This is a genomic window from Streptomyces coelicoflavus (genome assembly GCF_045041415.1).
Classification (GTDB): domain Bacteria; phylum Actinomycetota; class Actinomycetes; order Streptomycetales; family Streptomycetaceae; genus Streptomyces; species Streptomyces coelicoflavus.
This window is the reverse complement of the sequence record NZ_CP108218.1, coordinates 2,428,494-2,443,096: the sequence shown is the minus strand read 5'-3', so window position 1 is coordinate 2,443,096 and position 14,603 is coordinate 2,428,494. Positions and strand designations below refer to the sequence as shown.

Genomic DNA, 14,603 nt, shown 5'->3' with positions numbered 1-14,603 from the left:
TGTTGGTTGGTAAGTGGAGGTGCCCCGTGCTGGGTCCCGTGATTCTCGCCGCGTCGCGCAGCGACCGGATGCGTCGTCTCGTCTCGGCCGCGCCCGTGACCAAGCCGGTCGTCGACCGGTTCATCCCCGGCGAGACGGTCGACCAGATCGTGCCGATCGTCCGGGAGCTCACCGATCAGGGCCTGGAACTGACGATGGACGTCGTCGGCGAGGACATCACCACCCCCGCGCAGGCCGAGGCCGCCCGCGACGCGTACCTGGAGCTGATCGACCGGCTCAAGCCGCTCGAGCTCGGTACCCGCGCCGAGATGTCCGTCAAGCTCTCGATGTTCGGCCAGGCGCTGGACGGCGGCCACGAGCTGGCCCTGGGCAACGTCCGCCCGGTCGTCGAGGCCGCCGCCGAGATCGGCACCACGGTCACGCTCGACGCCGAGGACCACACGACCCTCGACTCGATGTTCGCCATCCACGAGGAGCTGCGGAAGGACTTCCCGCAGACCGGCTGCGTCATCCAGGCCTACCTCTTCCGCACCGAGGCCGACGCGCGCCGCCTCGCCGACAGCGGCTCTCGCGTACGGTTGGTGAAGGGCGCCTACAAGGAGCCCGCAGAGGTCGCGTACCAGCAGCGCCACGAGATCGACAAGGCGTACGTCCGCATCCTGCGCACGCTGATGGAGGGCGAGGGCTACCCGATGATCGGGTCGCACGACCCGCGCCTGATCTCCATCGGCCAGGAGCTGGCCCGCACGGCCGGACGCAAGCTCGACGAGTACGAGTTCCAGATGCTGTACGGCATCCGCGGCGACGAGCACCTGCGGCTGGCCGCCGAGGGCCACCGGATGCGCGTCTACACCGCCTACGGCACCGACTGGTACGGCTACTTCATGCGCCGTCTGGCGGAGAAGCCGGCCAACCTCCGGTTCTTCGCCCGCTCGATGGTCAGCAAGGGCTGAGCCCACCCGCTCGCAAGACCGCTCAGTTAAAGGAGTTACGGAACCCATGGACGCTGTGACCCAGGTCCCCACCCCCGTCAACGAGCCGGTGCACGGCTACGCGCCCGGTTCGCCCGAGCGTGCCCGTCTGGAGGCCAGGCTCAAGGAGCTGGCCGACAACCCGGTCGACCTTCCCTGCACCATCGGCGGCGAGAAGCGGATGGGCGGCGGTGAGCGCTTCGACGTCGTGCAGCCGCACAACCACAAGTCCCGCCTGGGCACCTACGCCAACGCCACGCAAGCGGACGCCCAGGACGCGATCGACGCCGCCCTGGCCGCCGCCCCCGCGTGGCGCGCGATGTCCTTCGACGACCGCGCGGCGATCATCCTGCGCGCCGCCGAGCTGCTGTCCGGCCCGTGGCGCGAGACCATCGCCGCCTCCACCATGCTCGGCCAGTCCAAGACCGCCCAGCAGGCCGAGATCGACAGCCCCTGCGAGCTGATCGACTTCTGGCGCTTCAACGTCCACTACGCCCGCAACATCCTGGCCGAGCAGCCCCCGGCCAACTCCCAGGGCGTGTGGAACCGCATGGACCACCGCCCGCTGGAGGGCTTCGTCTACGCGATCACGCCGTTCAACTTCAGCGCGATCGCGGCCAACCTGCCCACCGCCCCGGCCCTGATGGGCAACGTGGTGGTCTGGAAGCCGTCCCCGACGCAGACCCACGCCGCCGTGCTGCTCATGCAGCTCCTGGAGGAGGCCGGGCTGCCCAAGGGCGTCATCAACCTGGTCACCGGCGACGGCATCGCGGTCTCCGAGGTCGCCCTGGAGCACCGGGACCTCGCGGGCATCCACTTCACCGGCTCGACCAAGACCTTCCAGCACCTGTGGAAGACGGTCGGCAACAACATCGAGAAGTACCGCACCTACCCGCGCCTGGTCGGCGAGACCGGCGGCAAGGACTTCCTCGTCGCCCACCCGAGCGCGGACCGCGCGGTGCTCAAGACCGCGCTGACCCGCGGTGCCTTCGAGTACCAGGGCCAGAAGTGCAGCGCCACCTCCCGCGCGTACATCCCGGCGTCCATCTGGAACGACGGGTTCAAGGAGGAGTTCGCCGCCGAGGTCGACTACCTCACCATGGGTGACGTCACCGACCTGTCGAACTTCCTCGGCGCCGTCATCGACGAGCGGTCCTTCGCCAAGAACAAGGCCGCCATCGACCGCGCCAAGGAGGACGAGACCTGCACGATCGTCGCGGGCGGCTCCTACGACGACTCGGTCGGCTACTTCGTCCGTCCGACCGTCGTCGAGTGCACCGACCCGGAGAACGAGGTCTTCCGCACCGAGTACTTCGGCCCCTTCCTCGCCGTGCACGTGTACGACGACAGCGCCGACGGCGCGTACGACGCGATGCTGACCCAGATGGAGTCGGTCTCGGACTACGCGCTCACCGGCTCGGTCGTCTCCAACGACCGTGCGGCGGCGGCGTACACGATGGAGAAGCTGCGCTACGCGGCCGGCAACTTCTACATCAACGACAAGTCGACCGGTGCCGTCGTCGGCCAGCAGCCCTTCGGCGGCGGCCGCGCCTCCGGCACCAACGACAAGGCCGGCGCCCCGCAGAACCTGATGCGCTGGACGCTGACCCGCGCCATCAAGGAGACGCTGGTCGCGCCGACCGACTACTCGTACCCGCACATGGGCTGACACCCGCGCGCGAACCGCCCGGCGGGCCAGGTCGACGGACCTGGCCCGCCGGGCGTTTTGGCAGGTCGGGGCGGTGTGAGCGAAGGCACCGTCTCAGATAGTAGGAAGTCCGAGTAATTGTGCAGACAGACGCGGCGGGCTCCCTTAACTTTGTAGGAGCCGAACGTCCCGCTCGATCGAGCGAAGGGCGGCTGCGAGACCGTGCCCGAGCAGGCAACCCCTGCGGCACCGCGCTCCCCGCCCCTTCCGGCCTCATGCAATCCCCTTTCTCCGCACCTCCGTGTGCTGTGCCGAAGGAGTCGATTCCCATGGCCGAGACCACCGTCCGCCGCCGTGTCCGCCACCTCTCCCGTACCAGCGACTCCGACCGCAAGAACGCCGCGGCCGCCCTCCAGCGCGCCCTCGACCGCCGGGACAACGGCGGCGCCACCGGCCACTGAGCGGCGCGGACGACCGTGGCGTCCGCATGGCGGACGCCGCATGTCATCCCGTGGGACGAGCGATAGGGTGCCGTCATGTCTCGCAGCCTCAATCTCGCAGTGATTCCCGGTGACGGCATCGGCCAGGAGGTCGTGGCCGAGGGTCTCAAGGTCCTCTCCGCCGTCCTTCCGCAGGATGTGAAGCTGGAGACCAAGAAGTTCGACTTCGGCGCCCGGCGCTACCACGCCACCGGTGAGACCCTCACCGACGCCGACCTCGACGCCCTCAAGGGCCACGACGCCATCCTGCTCGGCGCGATCGGCGACCCCTCGGTACCGTCCGGCGTCCTGGAGCGCGGCTTCCTGCTCAAGCTCCGCTTCGCCTTCGACCACCACGTCAACCTGCGCCCGAGCAAGCTCCTGCCCGGCGTCGCCACCCCGCTCGCCGGCCAGCCCGAGATCGACTTCGTCGTCGTCCGTGAGGGCACCGAGGGTCCGTACACGGGCAACGGCGGCACCATCCGCAAGGGCACCGAGCACGAGGTCGCCACCGAGGTCTCCGTCAACACGGCCTACGGCGTCGAGCGCGTCGTCCGCGACGCCTTCGCCCGCGCCCAGGCCCGCCCCCGCAAGAAGCTCACGCTGGTCCACAAGAACAACGTGCTGACCTTCGCGGGCCACCTGTGGACCAACATCTTCAACAAGGTGGCGGAGGAGTTCCCCGAGGTCACCACCGACTACATCCACGTCGACGCCGCGACCATCTACCTGGTCACCGACCCGGCCCGCTTCGACGTGATCGTCACCGACAACCTGTTCGGCGACATCATCACCGACCTCGCCGCGGCCGTCTCCGGCGGCATCGGCGTCGCCGCCAGCGGGAACATCAATCCCTCCGGCGCCTTCCCCTCGATGTTCGAGCCGGTGCACGGCTCCGCGCCCGACATCGCCGGCCAGGGCAAGGCCGACCCGACCGCCACGGTCCTGTCCGTCGCCCTGCTGCTGCGCCACCGCGGGTACGAGGCCGAGGCGGCCCGCATCGAGGAGGCGGTCTCGGCCGACCTCGGCGAGCGCGGCGACCTGCCCGCCCGTTCCACCTCGGAGATCGGCGACGCGCTCGCCGTACGAGTAGCCGGCTGACGCCCGCCGCGCCACTCGATCGAATCCGTTTCGAAGCCGCCGGGTCCCAATACAAGGCACCCGGCGGCTTTCTCCTGCGTCCGCCAGGTGCGACCATCGAACCCTGGGCCGCATTCACCCCGTTTCATCCACCGTGGGTCGCGCGCGATAATCGAACGCGAAGCCGCGACTTGAGGGAATGCTCGGACGTCCTAGCACCGGCCACCGGCCGTACGGGCGTGACCGCGGCCCGTCACAACCCATACCGGTGAAGGACAGCCACCCATGACGACGCCCACGATCGAGCTCAAGCCCTCCGCCAACCCGCTCTCGGACTCCGAGCGCTCGGCGATTCTGGCCAACCCCGGGTTCGGCCGCCACTTCACCGACCACATGGTGACGATCAAGTGGACCGAGGGCCGCGGCTGGCACGACGGCCAGCTCGTGCCGTACGCCCCGCTCTCCCTCGACCCGGCCACCATGGTCCTGCACTACGCGCAGGAGATCTTCGAGGGCCTGAAGGCCTACCGCCGGCCCGACGGCTCCGTCGCCACCTTCCGCCCGGAGAAGAACGGCGCCCGCTTCCAGGCCTCCTCGCGCCGCCTGGGCATGCCCGAGCTTCCGGTCGACACCTTCATCGAGGCCTGCGACGCGCTGGTGAAGCAGGACGAGAAGTGGGTCCCGGCGCACGGCGGCGAGGAGTCCCTCTACCTGCGCCCCTTCATGATCGCCACCGAGGTCGGCCTGGGCGTCAAGCCGGCCAACGAGTACCTCTTCCTCGTCATCGCCTCCCCGGCCGGCGCCTACTTCCCCGGCGGCGTCAAGCCGGTCTCCATCTGGGTCTCCGAGGACCGCGTCCGCGCCGTCCCCGGCGGCATGGGCGACGCCAAGACCGGCGGCAACTACGCGGCGTCGCTGCTCGCGCAGGCGGAAGCGGCGACCAAGGGCTGCGACCAGGTCTGCTACCTCGACGCCATCGAGCGCAAGTGGGTCGAGGAACTGGGCGGCATGAACCTGTACTTCGTGTACGGAAACAAGATCATCACGCCCACCCTCACCGGCTCCATCCTGGAGGGCGTCACCCGCGACTCCCTGCTCACCGTCGCCCGTGACCTGGGCTACGAGGCGGAGGAGGGCCGCGTCTCCGTCGACCAGTGGCAGCGCGACTCGGAGAACGGCACCCTCACCGAGGTCTTCGCCTGCGGTACGGCGGCCGTGATCACCCCCGTCGGCACGGTCAAGCGGTCCGGCGCCGAGTGGCAGCAGAGCGGCGGCGAGACGGGCGAGGTGACGCAGCGGCTGCGGGACGCGCTGCTGGACATCCAGCGGGGGACCGTCGCGGACGTGCACGGGTGGATGCACACGCTCGTCTGAGGCACCCGGCGTGGGGGCGGGCCCGCTGGGGGCTGCCGCCCCCAGACCCCCGCTTCGGCCTGAACGGCCTCGTCCTCAAACTCCCCCAGAGGGGGCACCCCCAAGCGGGCTGAGTGTGTCGACCCCGGGCTCCTCCGACGAGCCGGCCCGGGGCTGCGGCAACGCCACGTACACCGCCCCGCCCACCAGCCCCGACAGCAGGAAGCTGCAGTCCACCCCGCCGGTGAGGGACAGCAGCGGGCCCTCGTACGACGGCAGGGACACGGCGAGGACGCCGACCACCGCGCCCACCGCCCAGGCGAACGTCGCGGGGACGTTCCAGCCGGAGCGGTACCAGTAGATCCCGCCCCGCGCCCGGCGGTTGAAGACCTGGAGGGCGTCCGCGTCGTACACCCCCCGGCAGCGGACCGAGCCGATCATCGTGATGACCGCCCACGGGGTGCCGATCGCGGTCAGCAGCAGCACGAAGGACGTCATCGCCGACTGCGCCTCCCAGGCGTAGTGCCCGGCGAACACGCAGGCCGTGGCGACGACGGCGACCGCGCAGGTGGCACGGGCGCGGGAGGCGCGCGGCAGGATCGCGTCCAGGTCCAGGCCCATCGAGTACAGCATCAGGCCCGCGTTGCCGACCGAGCCGGCCGAGGCGGCCAGCAGCAGCGGGAGCAGGTACCAGGTGGGGGCGGCGTCGACCAGCGGACCCGCGTAGTCCAGTGCGGCGCGGGCGGCGTACGCCGTGAAAGTGCCGAAGAGCTGCGGGACCAGCAGTCCCAGCGTCAGCCCCAGCCAGGTCGCGTGCAGCACCCGGCGGGAGGAGAAGCGGGCCGGGGAGATGTAGCGGGTGTAGTCGCCGAGCAGCGTGATGAAGGCGATCGGCCCGGACAGTCCCGCGGCGACGGCGGCCAGCAGCCACGTCGGCCAGAACCCGCCCAGCAGGTATCCGCCCGCCTCCGGCAGCGCGGCGGTGGTGAAGTCGGGTGCGTAGGCGATCACGCCGATGACCAGCAGAGCCGTCATGCCGTAGGCCAGCACCTTGGACATCGCGAGCAGCACCCGGTAGCCGTAGACGGCGCCCGCGACGGTCGCGGCGGCGAGCAGGCCGTAGACGACGGCGTAGGTCGCACCGCCCTGCGGCAGGTCGAAGAGCCGCCCCAGCACGCCCGCCATCACGTCCCCGCCGATCCACACGGTCAGCGCGGTGTAGCCGAGGGCGAGGAGCAGGCCGACCACCGAGCCGACCAGCCGTCCGCGCACCCCGAACTGGGCGCCGGAGGACGTGGACAGGTTGGTCCCGGTGCGCAGGGAGATCAGGGCCAGCGGGGCCGTGAAGACCGTGCCGACGACCGTCCCCGCCACCACCGAACCCACCGACGCCCACCAGCCGAGGCCGAAGGACGGCGGCAGCCAGCCGAAGACGATCACGCCCAGGCAGAGGTTGGACCCAGCAGGATCGAGACCAGGTCCCGGGGCCCGCTGGTGCGTTCCGCTTCGGGGATGGTGTCGACTCCGCGCTGTTCTATCGGCATGGCTGGTCTCCTTCGACGGCCGTCCGAGGCTGCTCCGAGGTTTAGAGCGACGTTCAATGTGACGGTTGCCGCGGCTGCTCGTCAACGGTTCCGTTGCATGTATTCCGCGTTTAGAGTGATGTTTACGTTTAGAGTGATGCTCTAATCTCGGGAAGGCAAGGAGGTGTCGCGTCGTGAGACTGACTCCCACGGAACGTGACCGGCTGCTGCTCTTCGGGGCGGCCGAGCTGGCCCGCGCCCGCCGGGCCCGCGGGCTCAGGCTGAACGTGCCGGAGGCGACCGCGCTGATCGCGGACACCGTGTGCGAGGCGGCCCGCGACGGCGCGCGGCTCGCCGAGGCCGTCGAGCGTGCCCGGTCCGTACTCGGACCGGACGACGTCCTGCCGGGCGTCGCGGACGTGGTCACCGAGGTGCACGTCGAGGCCGTCTTCGACGACGGCTCCCGCCTCGCGGTCGTCTCCGACCCGGTCGGGGGCGGCGGGCTCGGCGCCGAGGCCCCCGGCGCCCTGCTGCCGGGGCCCGGACACGCCGAACCCGAGGCCGCGCTGCGTCTCCCGGTCGTCAACACCGCGACCGTGCCGGTCTCCGTGACCTCCCACTTCCACTTCTTCGAGGCCAACCCGCGCCTGGACTTCGACCGCGAGCGGGCCTACGGCATGCGCCTGGCCGTCCCCGCCGGGTCCTCGGTCCGCTTCGGCCCCGGCGAACGCGTCGACGTCGGACTCGTGCCGATCGGCGGCGCGCGCGTGGCCATCGGCTTCGCCGGTCTCGTCGACGGCCCGCTGGACGCGCCGGGAGCCAGGGAAGAGGCCCTGCGCCGGGCCGCCGCCTGCGGATATCTGGGAGCAGACCGATGAGCACCGACATCGACCCGTACGCCTACGCCGCCACCCACGGCCCCCGCGCCGGGGACCGGCTGCGCCTCGGCGACTCGGGGCTGGTGATCCGCGTCGAGTCCGACGCGCAGCGCCACGGCGACGAGTTCCTCGCCGGCTTCGGCAAGACCGCCCGTGACGGACTGCACCTCAGGGCCGCCGCCGTCCGCGACACCTGCGACGTCGTGATCAGCAACGTGGTGGTGATCGACGCGGTGCAGGGCATCCGCAAGGTGTCCATCGGCATCCGCGAGGGGCGCATCCACGCCATCGGCCGGGCCGGGAACCCCGACACCCTCGACGGCGTCGACGTCGTGGTCGGCACCGGCACCTCGATCGTGTCCGGCGAGGGGCTCGTCGCCACCGCGGGAGCTGTGGACACCCACGTCCACCTGCTCTCCCCGCGCATCATGGAGGCGTCGCTCGCGTCCGGCGTGACGACGGTCATCGGGCAGGAGTTCGGCCCGGTCTGGGGCGTCGGGGTCAACTCGCCCTGGGCGCTGAAGCACGCGTTCGGCGCCTTCGACGCCTGGCCGGTCAACATCGGTTTCCTGGGCCGGGGTTCGTCCTCCCACGACGCGCCGCTGATCGAGGCGCTGGCCGAGGGCGGGGCGAGCGGCTTCAAGGTGCACGAGGACATGGGCGCCCACACCCGCGCCCTCGACACCGCGCTGCGTGTCGCCGAGGAGCACGACGTCCAGGTCGCCCTGCACAGCGACGGCCTCAACGAATGCCTCTCCGTGGAGGACACCCTCCGGGTCCTGGAGGGCCGCACCATCCACGCCTTCCACATCGAGGGCTGCGGCGGGGGACACGTCCCCAACGTGCTGAAGATGGCCGGTGTCCCCAACGTCATCGGCTCCTCCACCAACCCCACCCTGCCCTTCGGCCGGGACGCGGTCGCCGAGCACTACGGCATGATCGTCTCCGTCCACGACCTGAAGACCGACCTGCCGGGCGACGCCGCCATGGCCCGCGACCGCATCCGCGCCGGGACCATGGGCGCCGAGGACGTGCTGCACGACCTGGGCGCCATCGGCATCACCTCCTCCGACGCGCAGGGCATGGGCCGGGCCGGCGAGACCGTCCGCCGCACCTTCGCCATGGCCGGGAAGATGAAGGCCCAGTTCGGCGCCGACGGGGACGACGACAACGAGCGCGTCCTGCGCTACATCGCCAAGCTGACCGTCAACCCCGCCATCGCCCACGGCCTGTCCCACGAGGTCGGCTCGATCGAGGTGGGCAAGCTGGCCGACATCGTGCTCTGGCGACCGGACCACTTCGGCGCCAAGCCGCAGCTGGTCCTCAAGTCGGGCTTCCCGGCGTACGGCGTGGTCGGCGACCCGAACGCGGCCACCGACACCTGCGAACCCCTGGTCCTCGGGCCCCAGTTCGGCGCGCACGGTGCCACGCCCGCCGAGATATCGGTGGCGTTCGTCGCGCAGGCCGCACTCGACCAGGGCGGCGACACCCTGCCGACCCGCCGCCGCCGGGTCGCGGTGCGCGGCACCCGCGGCATCGGACCGGCCGACCTGCGGCTGAACTCCCGTACCGGCGCTGTCGACGTCGACCAGCGCACCGGCCTGGTCACCCTCGACGGCGACCCGCTGCGCTCCGGACCCGCCGAGTCGGTCTCCCTCAACCGCCTCTACTTCCTCTGACCACTCTCCGACCTGGGACACCTCCATGACCTTCCGCATGCCGCCCGAGTGGGCCCCGCACGAACGCACCTGGATGGCCTGGCCCGGCCCCAACCCGACGTTCACCGACCCCGCGGAACTGGCCGCGGCCCGTGCGGCCTGGGCGTCGGTGGCCCGCGCGGTGCGCCGCTTCGAGCCGGTGACGATGGTGCACGGACCCGGTCAGGGCGACACCGCGCGCGAGCTGCTGGGTCCGGACGTCGACCTGGTGGAGCGGGAGCTGGACGACGCCTGGATGCGGGACATCGGCCCGACCTTCGTGACGGACGGGCAGGGCGGGCTCGCCGCCGTGGACTGGGTGTTCAACGGCTGGGGCGGCCAGGAGTGGGCCCGCTGGGAGCACGACGCCAAGATCGCCCGCCACGTCGCGGACCTCGCCGGTGTCCCCGCCCTGAGCAGCCCGCTGGTCAACGAGGGCGGCGCGATCCACGTCGACGGCGAGGGCACCGTCCTGCTGACCGACACCGTCCAGCTCGGCCCCGGCCGCAACCCCGGCTGGACCCGTGCGCAGGTCGAGGCGGAGATCCACGCCAGGCTCGGCACCAGCAAGGCGATCTGGCTCCCGCACGGCCTGGCCGGCGACTACGGCAGGTACGGCACCCAGGGCCACGTCGACATCGTCGCCGCCTTCGCGCGGCCGGGGACCGTCGTCGTGCACAGCCAGCGCGACCCCCGGCACCCCGACCACGAGCGCTCACAGCTCTACCTGGACATCCTGCGCGGCCAAACCGACGCCAAGGGCCGCCGCCTGGAGGTCGTCGAGGTTCCCGCCCCGGCGGTGCTGAGGAACGAGGAGGGCGACTGGGTCGACTACTCGTACATCAACCACTACGTGTGCAACGGCGGCGTCGTCCTGTGCGCCTTCGGCGACCCCCACGACGAGATCGCGGCCGGCATCTTCCGCCGCCTCCACCCGGGCCGCACGGTGACCCTGGTGGACGCGCGTACGATCTTCGCGGGTGGCGGGGGCATCCACTGCATCACGCAGCAGCAGCCGAAGATCTAGAGGACCCGGGAGTGCACATGGCCGGTGGTGGGCGCAGGCAGGCCCCGCCCCGCGAGGACGTCCTCGCCGCCGCCATGGAGATGATCGCCGAGCGCGGCCTGGAGAAGCTCACCATGGCGGCGCTCGGCCGCGAGGTCGGCATGAGCAGCGGCCACCTCCTGTACTACTTCGGCTCCAAGGACGAACTGCTGCTGCGCACCCTGGAGTGGAGCGAGGGCCGCCTGGGCGCCGAGCGCGCCCGGCTGCTCACCCGGCCCGGCACCGCCCGCGAACGCCTCGGCGCCTACGTCGACCTGTACGTCCCCGACGGCCACCGCGACCCGCACTGGACGCTGTGGCTGGAGGTGTGGAACCGCTCGCAGAGCGCCCCCGAGGAGGCCCGCGACCGGCAGGCCGCCATCGAGGGCGCCTGGCACCGCGACCTGGTCGCGCTGCTCGCCGAGGGCATCTCCCGCGGTGAGTTCCGCCCCGTCGACCCCGACCGCTTCGCCTCCCGGCTGCGGGCCCTCCTGGACGGCTTCGCCATCCACGTGGCGATCGGCCTGCGGGGCACGGACCGGGAGCAGGTGCTCGACCACGCCCGGGAGTTCCTCGCCGACGGACTCCTCGCGCGGTCCTGATCCGGACGCCCGTCGCTCGCATTCTGAGACGGGCGGTGGACGGGGGGACGGAATGTGCCAGACTGCCCCCGTGCTCTCGTTCGCCATGATTATTGGCAGCAGGCGCGCCGGTCCGCAGTGACCACCACGTACGACCAGGTACGGGTGGACACCGTCGTCCTCGACCCGCGCGCAGACCTCTCGCACCCGCGAGAGGTTTTTCGCTTTCCTGGCCCCACCCGAGCCGGGAAGAGAGCGCGAGGGATCATAGACGGACGGTGGAACCGGTCATTCCGGTAGACCGAGATCCCCAACAGGAGCCTTCAGATCATGACCGCAACCAGCGAACTCGACGATTCGTTCCACGTCTTCGACACCACCCTGCGCGACGGCGCGCAGCGCGAGGGCATCAACCTCACGGTCGCGGACAAGCTGGCCATCGCACGGCACCTGGACGACTTCGGTGTGGGCTTCATCGAGGGCGGCTGGCCGGGCGCCAACCCGCGGGACACCGAGTTCTTCGCCCGCGCCCGGCAGGAGATCGACTTCAAGCACGCCCAGCTGGTCGCCTTCGGCTCCACCCGCCGCGCGGGCGCCACCGCCGCCGAGGACCACCAGGTCAGGGCGTTGCTGGAGTCGGGCGCCGAGGTGATCACCCTGGTCGCCAAGTCGCACGACCGGCACGTCGAACTGGCTCTGCGCACCACGCTGGACGAGAACCTGGCGATGGTCGCCGACACGGTCTCCCACCTCAAGGCGCAGGGCCGCCGGGTCTTCGTCGACTGCGAGCACTTCTTCGACGGCTACCGCGCCAACCCCGAGTACGCGAAGTCCGTCGTACGCACCGCCTCCGAGGCCGGTGCCGACGTCGTCGTCCTGTGCGACACCAACGGCGGCATGCTCCCCGCGCAGATCCAGGCCGTCGTCGCCACGGTGCTCGCCGACACCGGCGCCCGGCTCGGCATCCACGCCCAGGACGACACCGGCTGCGCCGTCGCCAACACCCTCGCCGCCGTCGACGCGGGCGCGACCCACGTCCAGTGCACGGCCAACGGCTACGGCGAGCGGGTCGGCAACGCCAACCTGTTCCCGGTCGTGGCCGCCCTGGAGCTGAAGTACGGCAAGAAGGTGCTGCCCGAGGGCCGGCTGCGCGAGACGACCCGCATCTCCCACGCCATCGCGGAGGTCGTCAACCTCACGCCCTCCACCCACCAGCCCTACGTGGGCGTCTCCGCCTTCGCCCACAAGGCCGGCCTGCACGCCTCCGCGATCAAGGTCGACCCGGACCTCTACCAGCACATCGATCCCGAGCTGGTCGGCAACACCATGCGGATGCTGGTCTCCGACATGGCCGGCCGCGCCTCCATCGAGCTGAAGGGCAAGGAGCTCGGCATCGACCTCGGCGGCGACCGCGAGCTGGTCGGCCGGGTCGTGGAGCGGGTCAAGGAGCGCGAGCTGGCGGGCTACACCTACGAGGCCGCCGACGCGAGCTTCGAGCTGCTGCTGCGCGCCGAGGTCGAGCGCAGGCCGCTGAAGTACTTCGAGGTCGAGTCCTGGCGCGCGATCACCGAGGACCGGCCCGACGGCAGCCACGCCAACGAGGCCACGGTCAAGCTCTGGGCCAAGGGCGAGCGCATCGTCGCCACCGCCGAGGGCAACGGCCCGGTCAACGCCCTGGACCGGTCCCTGCGCGTCGCCCTGGAGAAGATCTACCCCGAGCTGGCCAAGCTCGACCTGGTCGACTACAAGGTCCGCATCCTGGAGGGCGTGCACGGCACCCAGTCCACCACCAGGGTCCTCATCTCCACGTCCGACGGCACGGGGGAGTGGGCCACGGTGGGCGTCGCGGAGAACGTCATCGCCGCCTCGTGGCAGGCCCTGGAGGACGCGTACACGTACGGGCTGCTGCGGGCGGGGGTCGCGCCCGCAGAGTGAGGAACATCCGCTATGTCTGATTGAGGGGCATTCGGGTACGCCGAACGTATGAGTGGCGTCCGTGTGCAACTCCTCATACGCCTCCTGGTCGCGCCGGTCGTGGCCGCGCTGGTGGTGCTGTTGGCCGGTGCGTCCTCCGCGCCCGGCGCCCAGGCGCAGACCGACGTATCCGAGATCGGCGCGGCCCTGCGCGAGAGCCCCGTGTACGTGGACCCGGCCGCCTCCGACCTGCTGTCCACGTCGGACGCGGACGCGCTCGCCGACAAGATCGAGGACGCGGGCGAGCCCGTCTTCGTCGCGGTGCTCCCGGCCGGCTACCCGACCGGGAACCTCTTCCAGAACCTGCGCACCGAGACCGGCATCACCGGTCTGTACGGCGTCCGGCTCGGCGACCGCTTCGACGCCCGCGCCGACAGCAGCGTGCTGAGCCGCCAGGGCGTGCACAACCTGGTCACCGCCGTCCAGGGCGCGGGCGATCCCAAGGCCCAGCTGAACGACTTCGTCGACGACGCGCTGCGCAGCGTGCGGGGCTCCGCCCCCTCCTCCTGGGACTCCGGCGGCGGCTCCGCCCCCACGGGTGCCCTGATCACCGCGGGCGCGGTGGTGGTGATCGGCGGCGCGGGCGTCTACGCGCTGTCCCGGCGCAACCGCCACCGCCGCGAGGCGGAGCAGCGGGAGTCGCTGGAGCGGCTGCGGGTGGTGGTCGACGAGGACATCACGGCGTTCGGCGAGGAACTGGACCGGCTGGACTTCCACCCGGCCGAACCGGGCGCCGACGACGCCATGAGGGCGGACTACGAACGCGCGCTCGACGCCTACGAGCAGGCGAAGGCGTACATGGCGGACGCCCGCAAACCGGAGGACGTGCGGGCCGTCACCCAGGCGGTGGAGGACGGCCGCTTCTCGCTCGCGCAGCTCGCCGCCCGCCGCGAGGGCAGGCCGCTGCCCGAACGCCGTCCGCCCTGCTTCTTCGACCCGCGCCACGGCCCGTCCGTCGCCGAGGCCACCTGGACCCCGCCGGGCGGCTCGACCCGCCAGGTTCCGGTCTGTGCCGCCGACCAGGCCCGGCTGTCCGACGGACGCGACCCGATGATCCGCGAGGTGGACACCGAGTACGGCCGCCGCCCCTACTGGGACGCGGGCCCGGCCTACGGCCCCTGGGCGGGCGGCTACTTCGGCGGCGGCATCCTGCCCGGCCTGCTGGTCGGCACCATGCTGGGCGGCATGATGGCCGGCCCCGCCTACGGAGCCGGCTACGGCACCGGATACGGAGACTTCGGCGGCTACGAGGGCGGCGACGTCTCGGGCGGTGACTTCGATCCCGGCGACTTCGGGGGCGGCTTCGGCGGCGGCGACTTCGGCGGGGGCGGCGGCTTCGGGGGCGGAGGGGACTTCGGCGGCGGCTTCTGAGGC

Annotated in this window: 11 protein-coding genes and 1 pseudogene; 11 read left to right on the top strand and 1 reads right to left on the bottom strand. The window is 71.5% G+C overall.

Going from position 1 to position 14,603, the window contains the following annotated elements; translation table 11 throughout:
* Positions 1–26 precede the first annotated feature (26 nt).
* The 5 genes from OHA99_RS10590 to OHA99_RS10570 all read left to right on the top strand — a co-directional run bounded on the left by OHA99_RS10590 (position 27) and on the right by OHA99_RS10570 (position 5,552).
* Complete coding sequence (locus tag OHA99_RS10590; RefSeq protein WP_087789452.1) at positions 27–953, top strand: proline dehydrogenase family protein; 927 nt, start codon at positions 27–29, stop codon at positions 951–953.
* 46 nt (positions 954–999) lie between these two features.
* Positions 1,000–2,640, top strand: a complete 1,641-nt coding sequence (gene pruA / locus OHA99_RS10585; protein ID WP_366473816.1) for an L-glutamate gamma-semialdehyde dehydrogenase — start codon at positions 1,000–1,002, stop codon at positions 2,638–2,640.
* A 308-nt stretch (positions 2,641–2,948) separates the two neighbouring features.
* Entirely contained in the window at positions 2,949–3,080 is a 132-nt protein-coding gene (locus tag OHA99_RS10580; RefSeq protein WP_007444772.1) for a hypothetical protein, read from the top strand.
* A gap of 75 nt (positions 3,081–3,155) precedes the next feature.
* Positions 3,156–4,199, top strand: a complete 1,044-nt coding sequence (locus OHA99_RS10575; RefSeq protein ID WP_405695494.1) for a 3-isopropylmalate dehydrogenase — start codon at positions 3,156–3,158, stop codon at positions 4,197–4,199.
* A 264-nt stretch (positions 4,200–4,463) separates the two neighbouring features.
* Entirely contained in the window at positions 4,464–5,552 is a 1,089-nt protein-coding gene (locus OHA99_RS10570; protein WP_153177800.1) for a branched-chain amino acid aminotransferase, read from the top strand.
* A gap of 75 nt (positions 5,553–5,627) precedes the next feature.
* Here OHA99_RS10570 and OHA99_RS10565 read toward each other — a convergent pair.
* Positions 5,628–7,075, bottom strand: a pseudogene (locus OHA99_RS10565) (cytosine permease).
* A gap of 173 nt (positions 7,076–7,248) precedes the next feature.
* Here OHA99_RS10565 and ureA point away from each other — a divergent pair.
* The 6 genes from ureA (at position 7,249) to OHA99_RS10535 (ending at position 14,600) form a co-directional block, all read left to right on the top strand.
* Positions 7,249–7,932, top strand: coding sequence for an urease subunit gamma (gene ureA / locus OHA99_RS10560; RefSeq protein WP_153177798.1), 684 nt, complete (start codon positions 7,249–7,251; stop codon positions 7,930–7,932).
* Positions 7,929–9,611 (top strand): urease subunit alpha, encoded by a 1,683-nt coding sequence (locus tag OHA99_RS10555; protein ID WP_366473818.1) that lies wholly within the window; start codon positions 7,929–7,931, stop codon positions 9,609–9,611. The genes ureA and OHA99_RS10555 overlap by 4 nt, the downstream gene beginning before the upstream one ends.
* A 25-nt stretch (positions 9,612–9,636) precedes the next feature.
* Positions 9,637–10,656, top strand: coding sequence for an agmatine/peptidylarginine deiminase (locus OHA99_RS10550; protein WP_165684740.1), 1,020 nt, complete (start codon positions 9,637–9,639; stop codon positions 10,654–10,656).
* A gap of 17 nt (positions 10,657–10,673) precedes the next feature.
* A complete protein-coding gene (locus tag OHA99_RS10545) occupies positions 10,674–11,276 on the top strand; it encodes a TetR/AcrR family transcriptional regulator (protein WP_164383126.1) in 603 nt (200 codons plus the stop codon).
* A gap of 309 nt (positions 11,277–11,585) precedes the next feature.
* Positions 11,586–13,190, top strand: a complete 1,605-nt coding sequence (gene cimA, locus OHA99_RS10540) for a citramalate synthase (RefSeq protein WP_054102011.1) — start codon at positions 11,586–11,588, stop codon at positions 13,188–13,190.
* Positions 13,191–13,238: 48 nt separating this feature from the next.
* Positions 13,239–14,600 carry a hypothetical protein gene (locus tag OHA99_RS10535; RefSeq protein WP_405695490.1) on the top strand — a complete coding sequence of 454 codons (1,362 nt, stop codon included), beginning with the start codon at positions 13,239–13,241 and terminating at the stop codon, positions 14,598–14,600.
* The last annotated feature ends 3 nt before the right edge of the window (positions 14,601–14,603 follow it).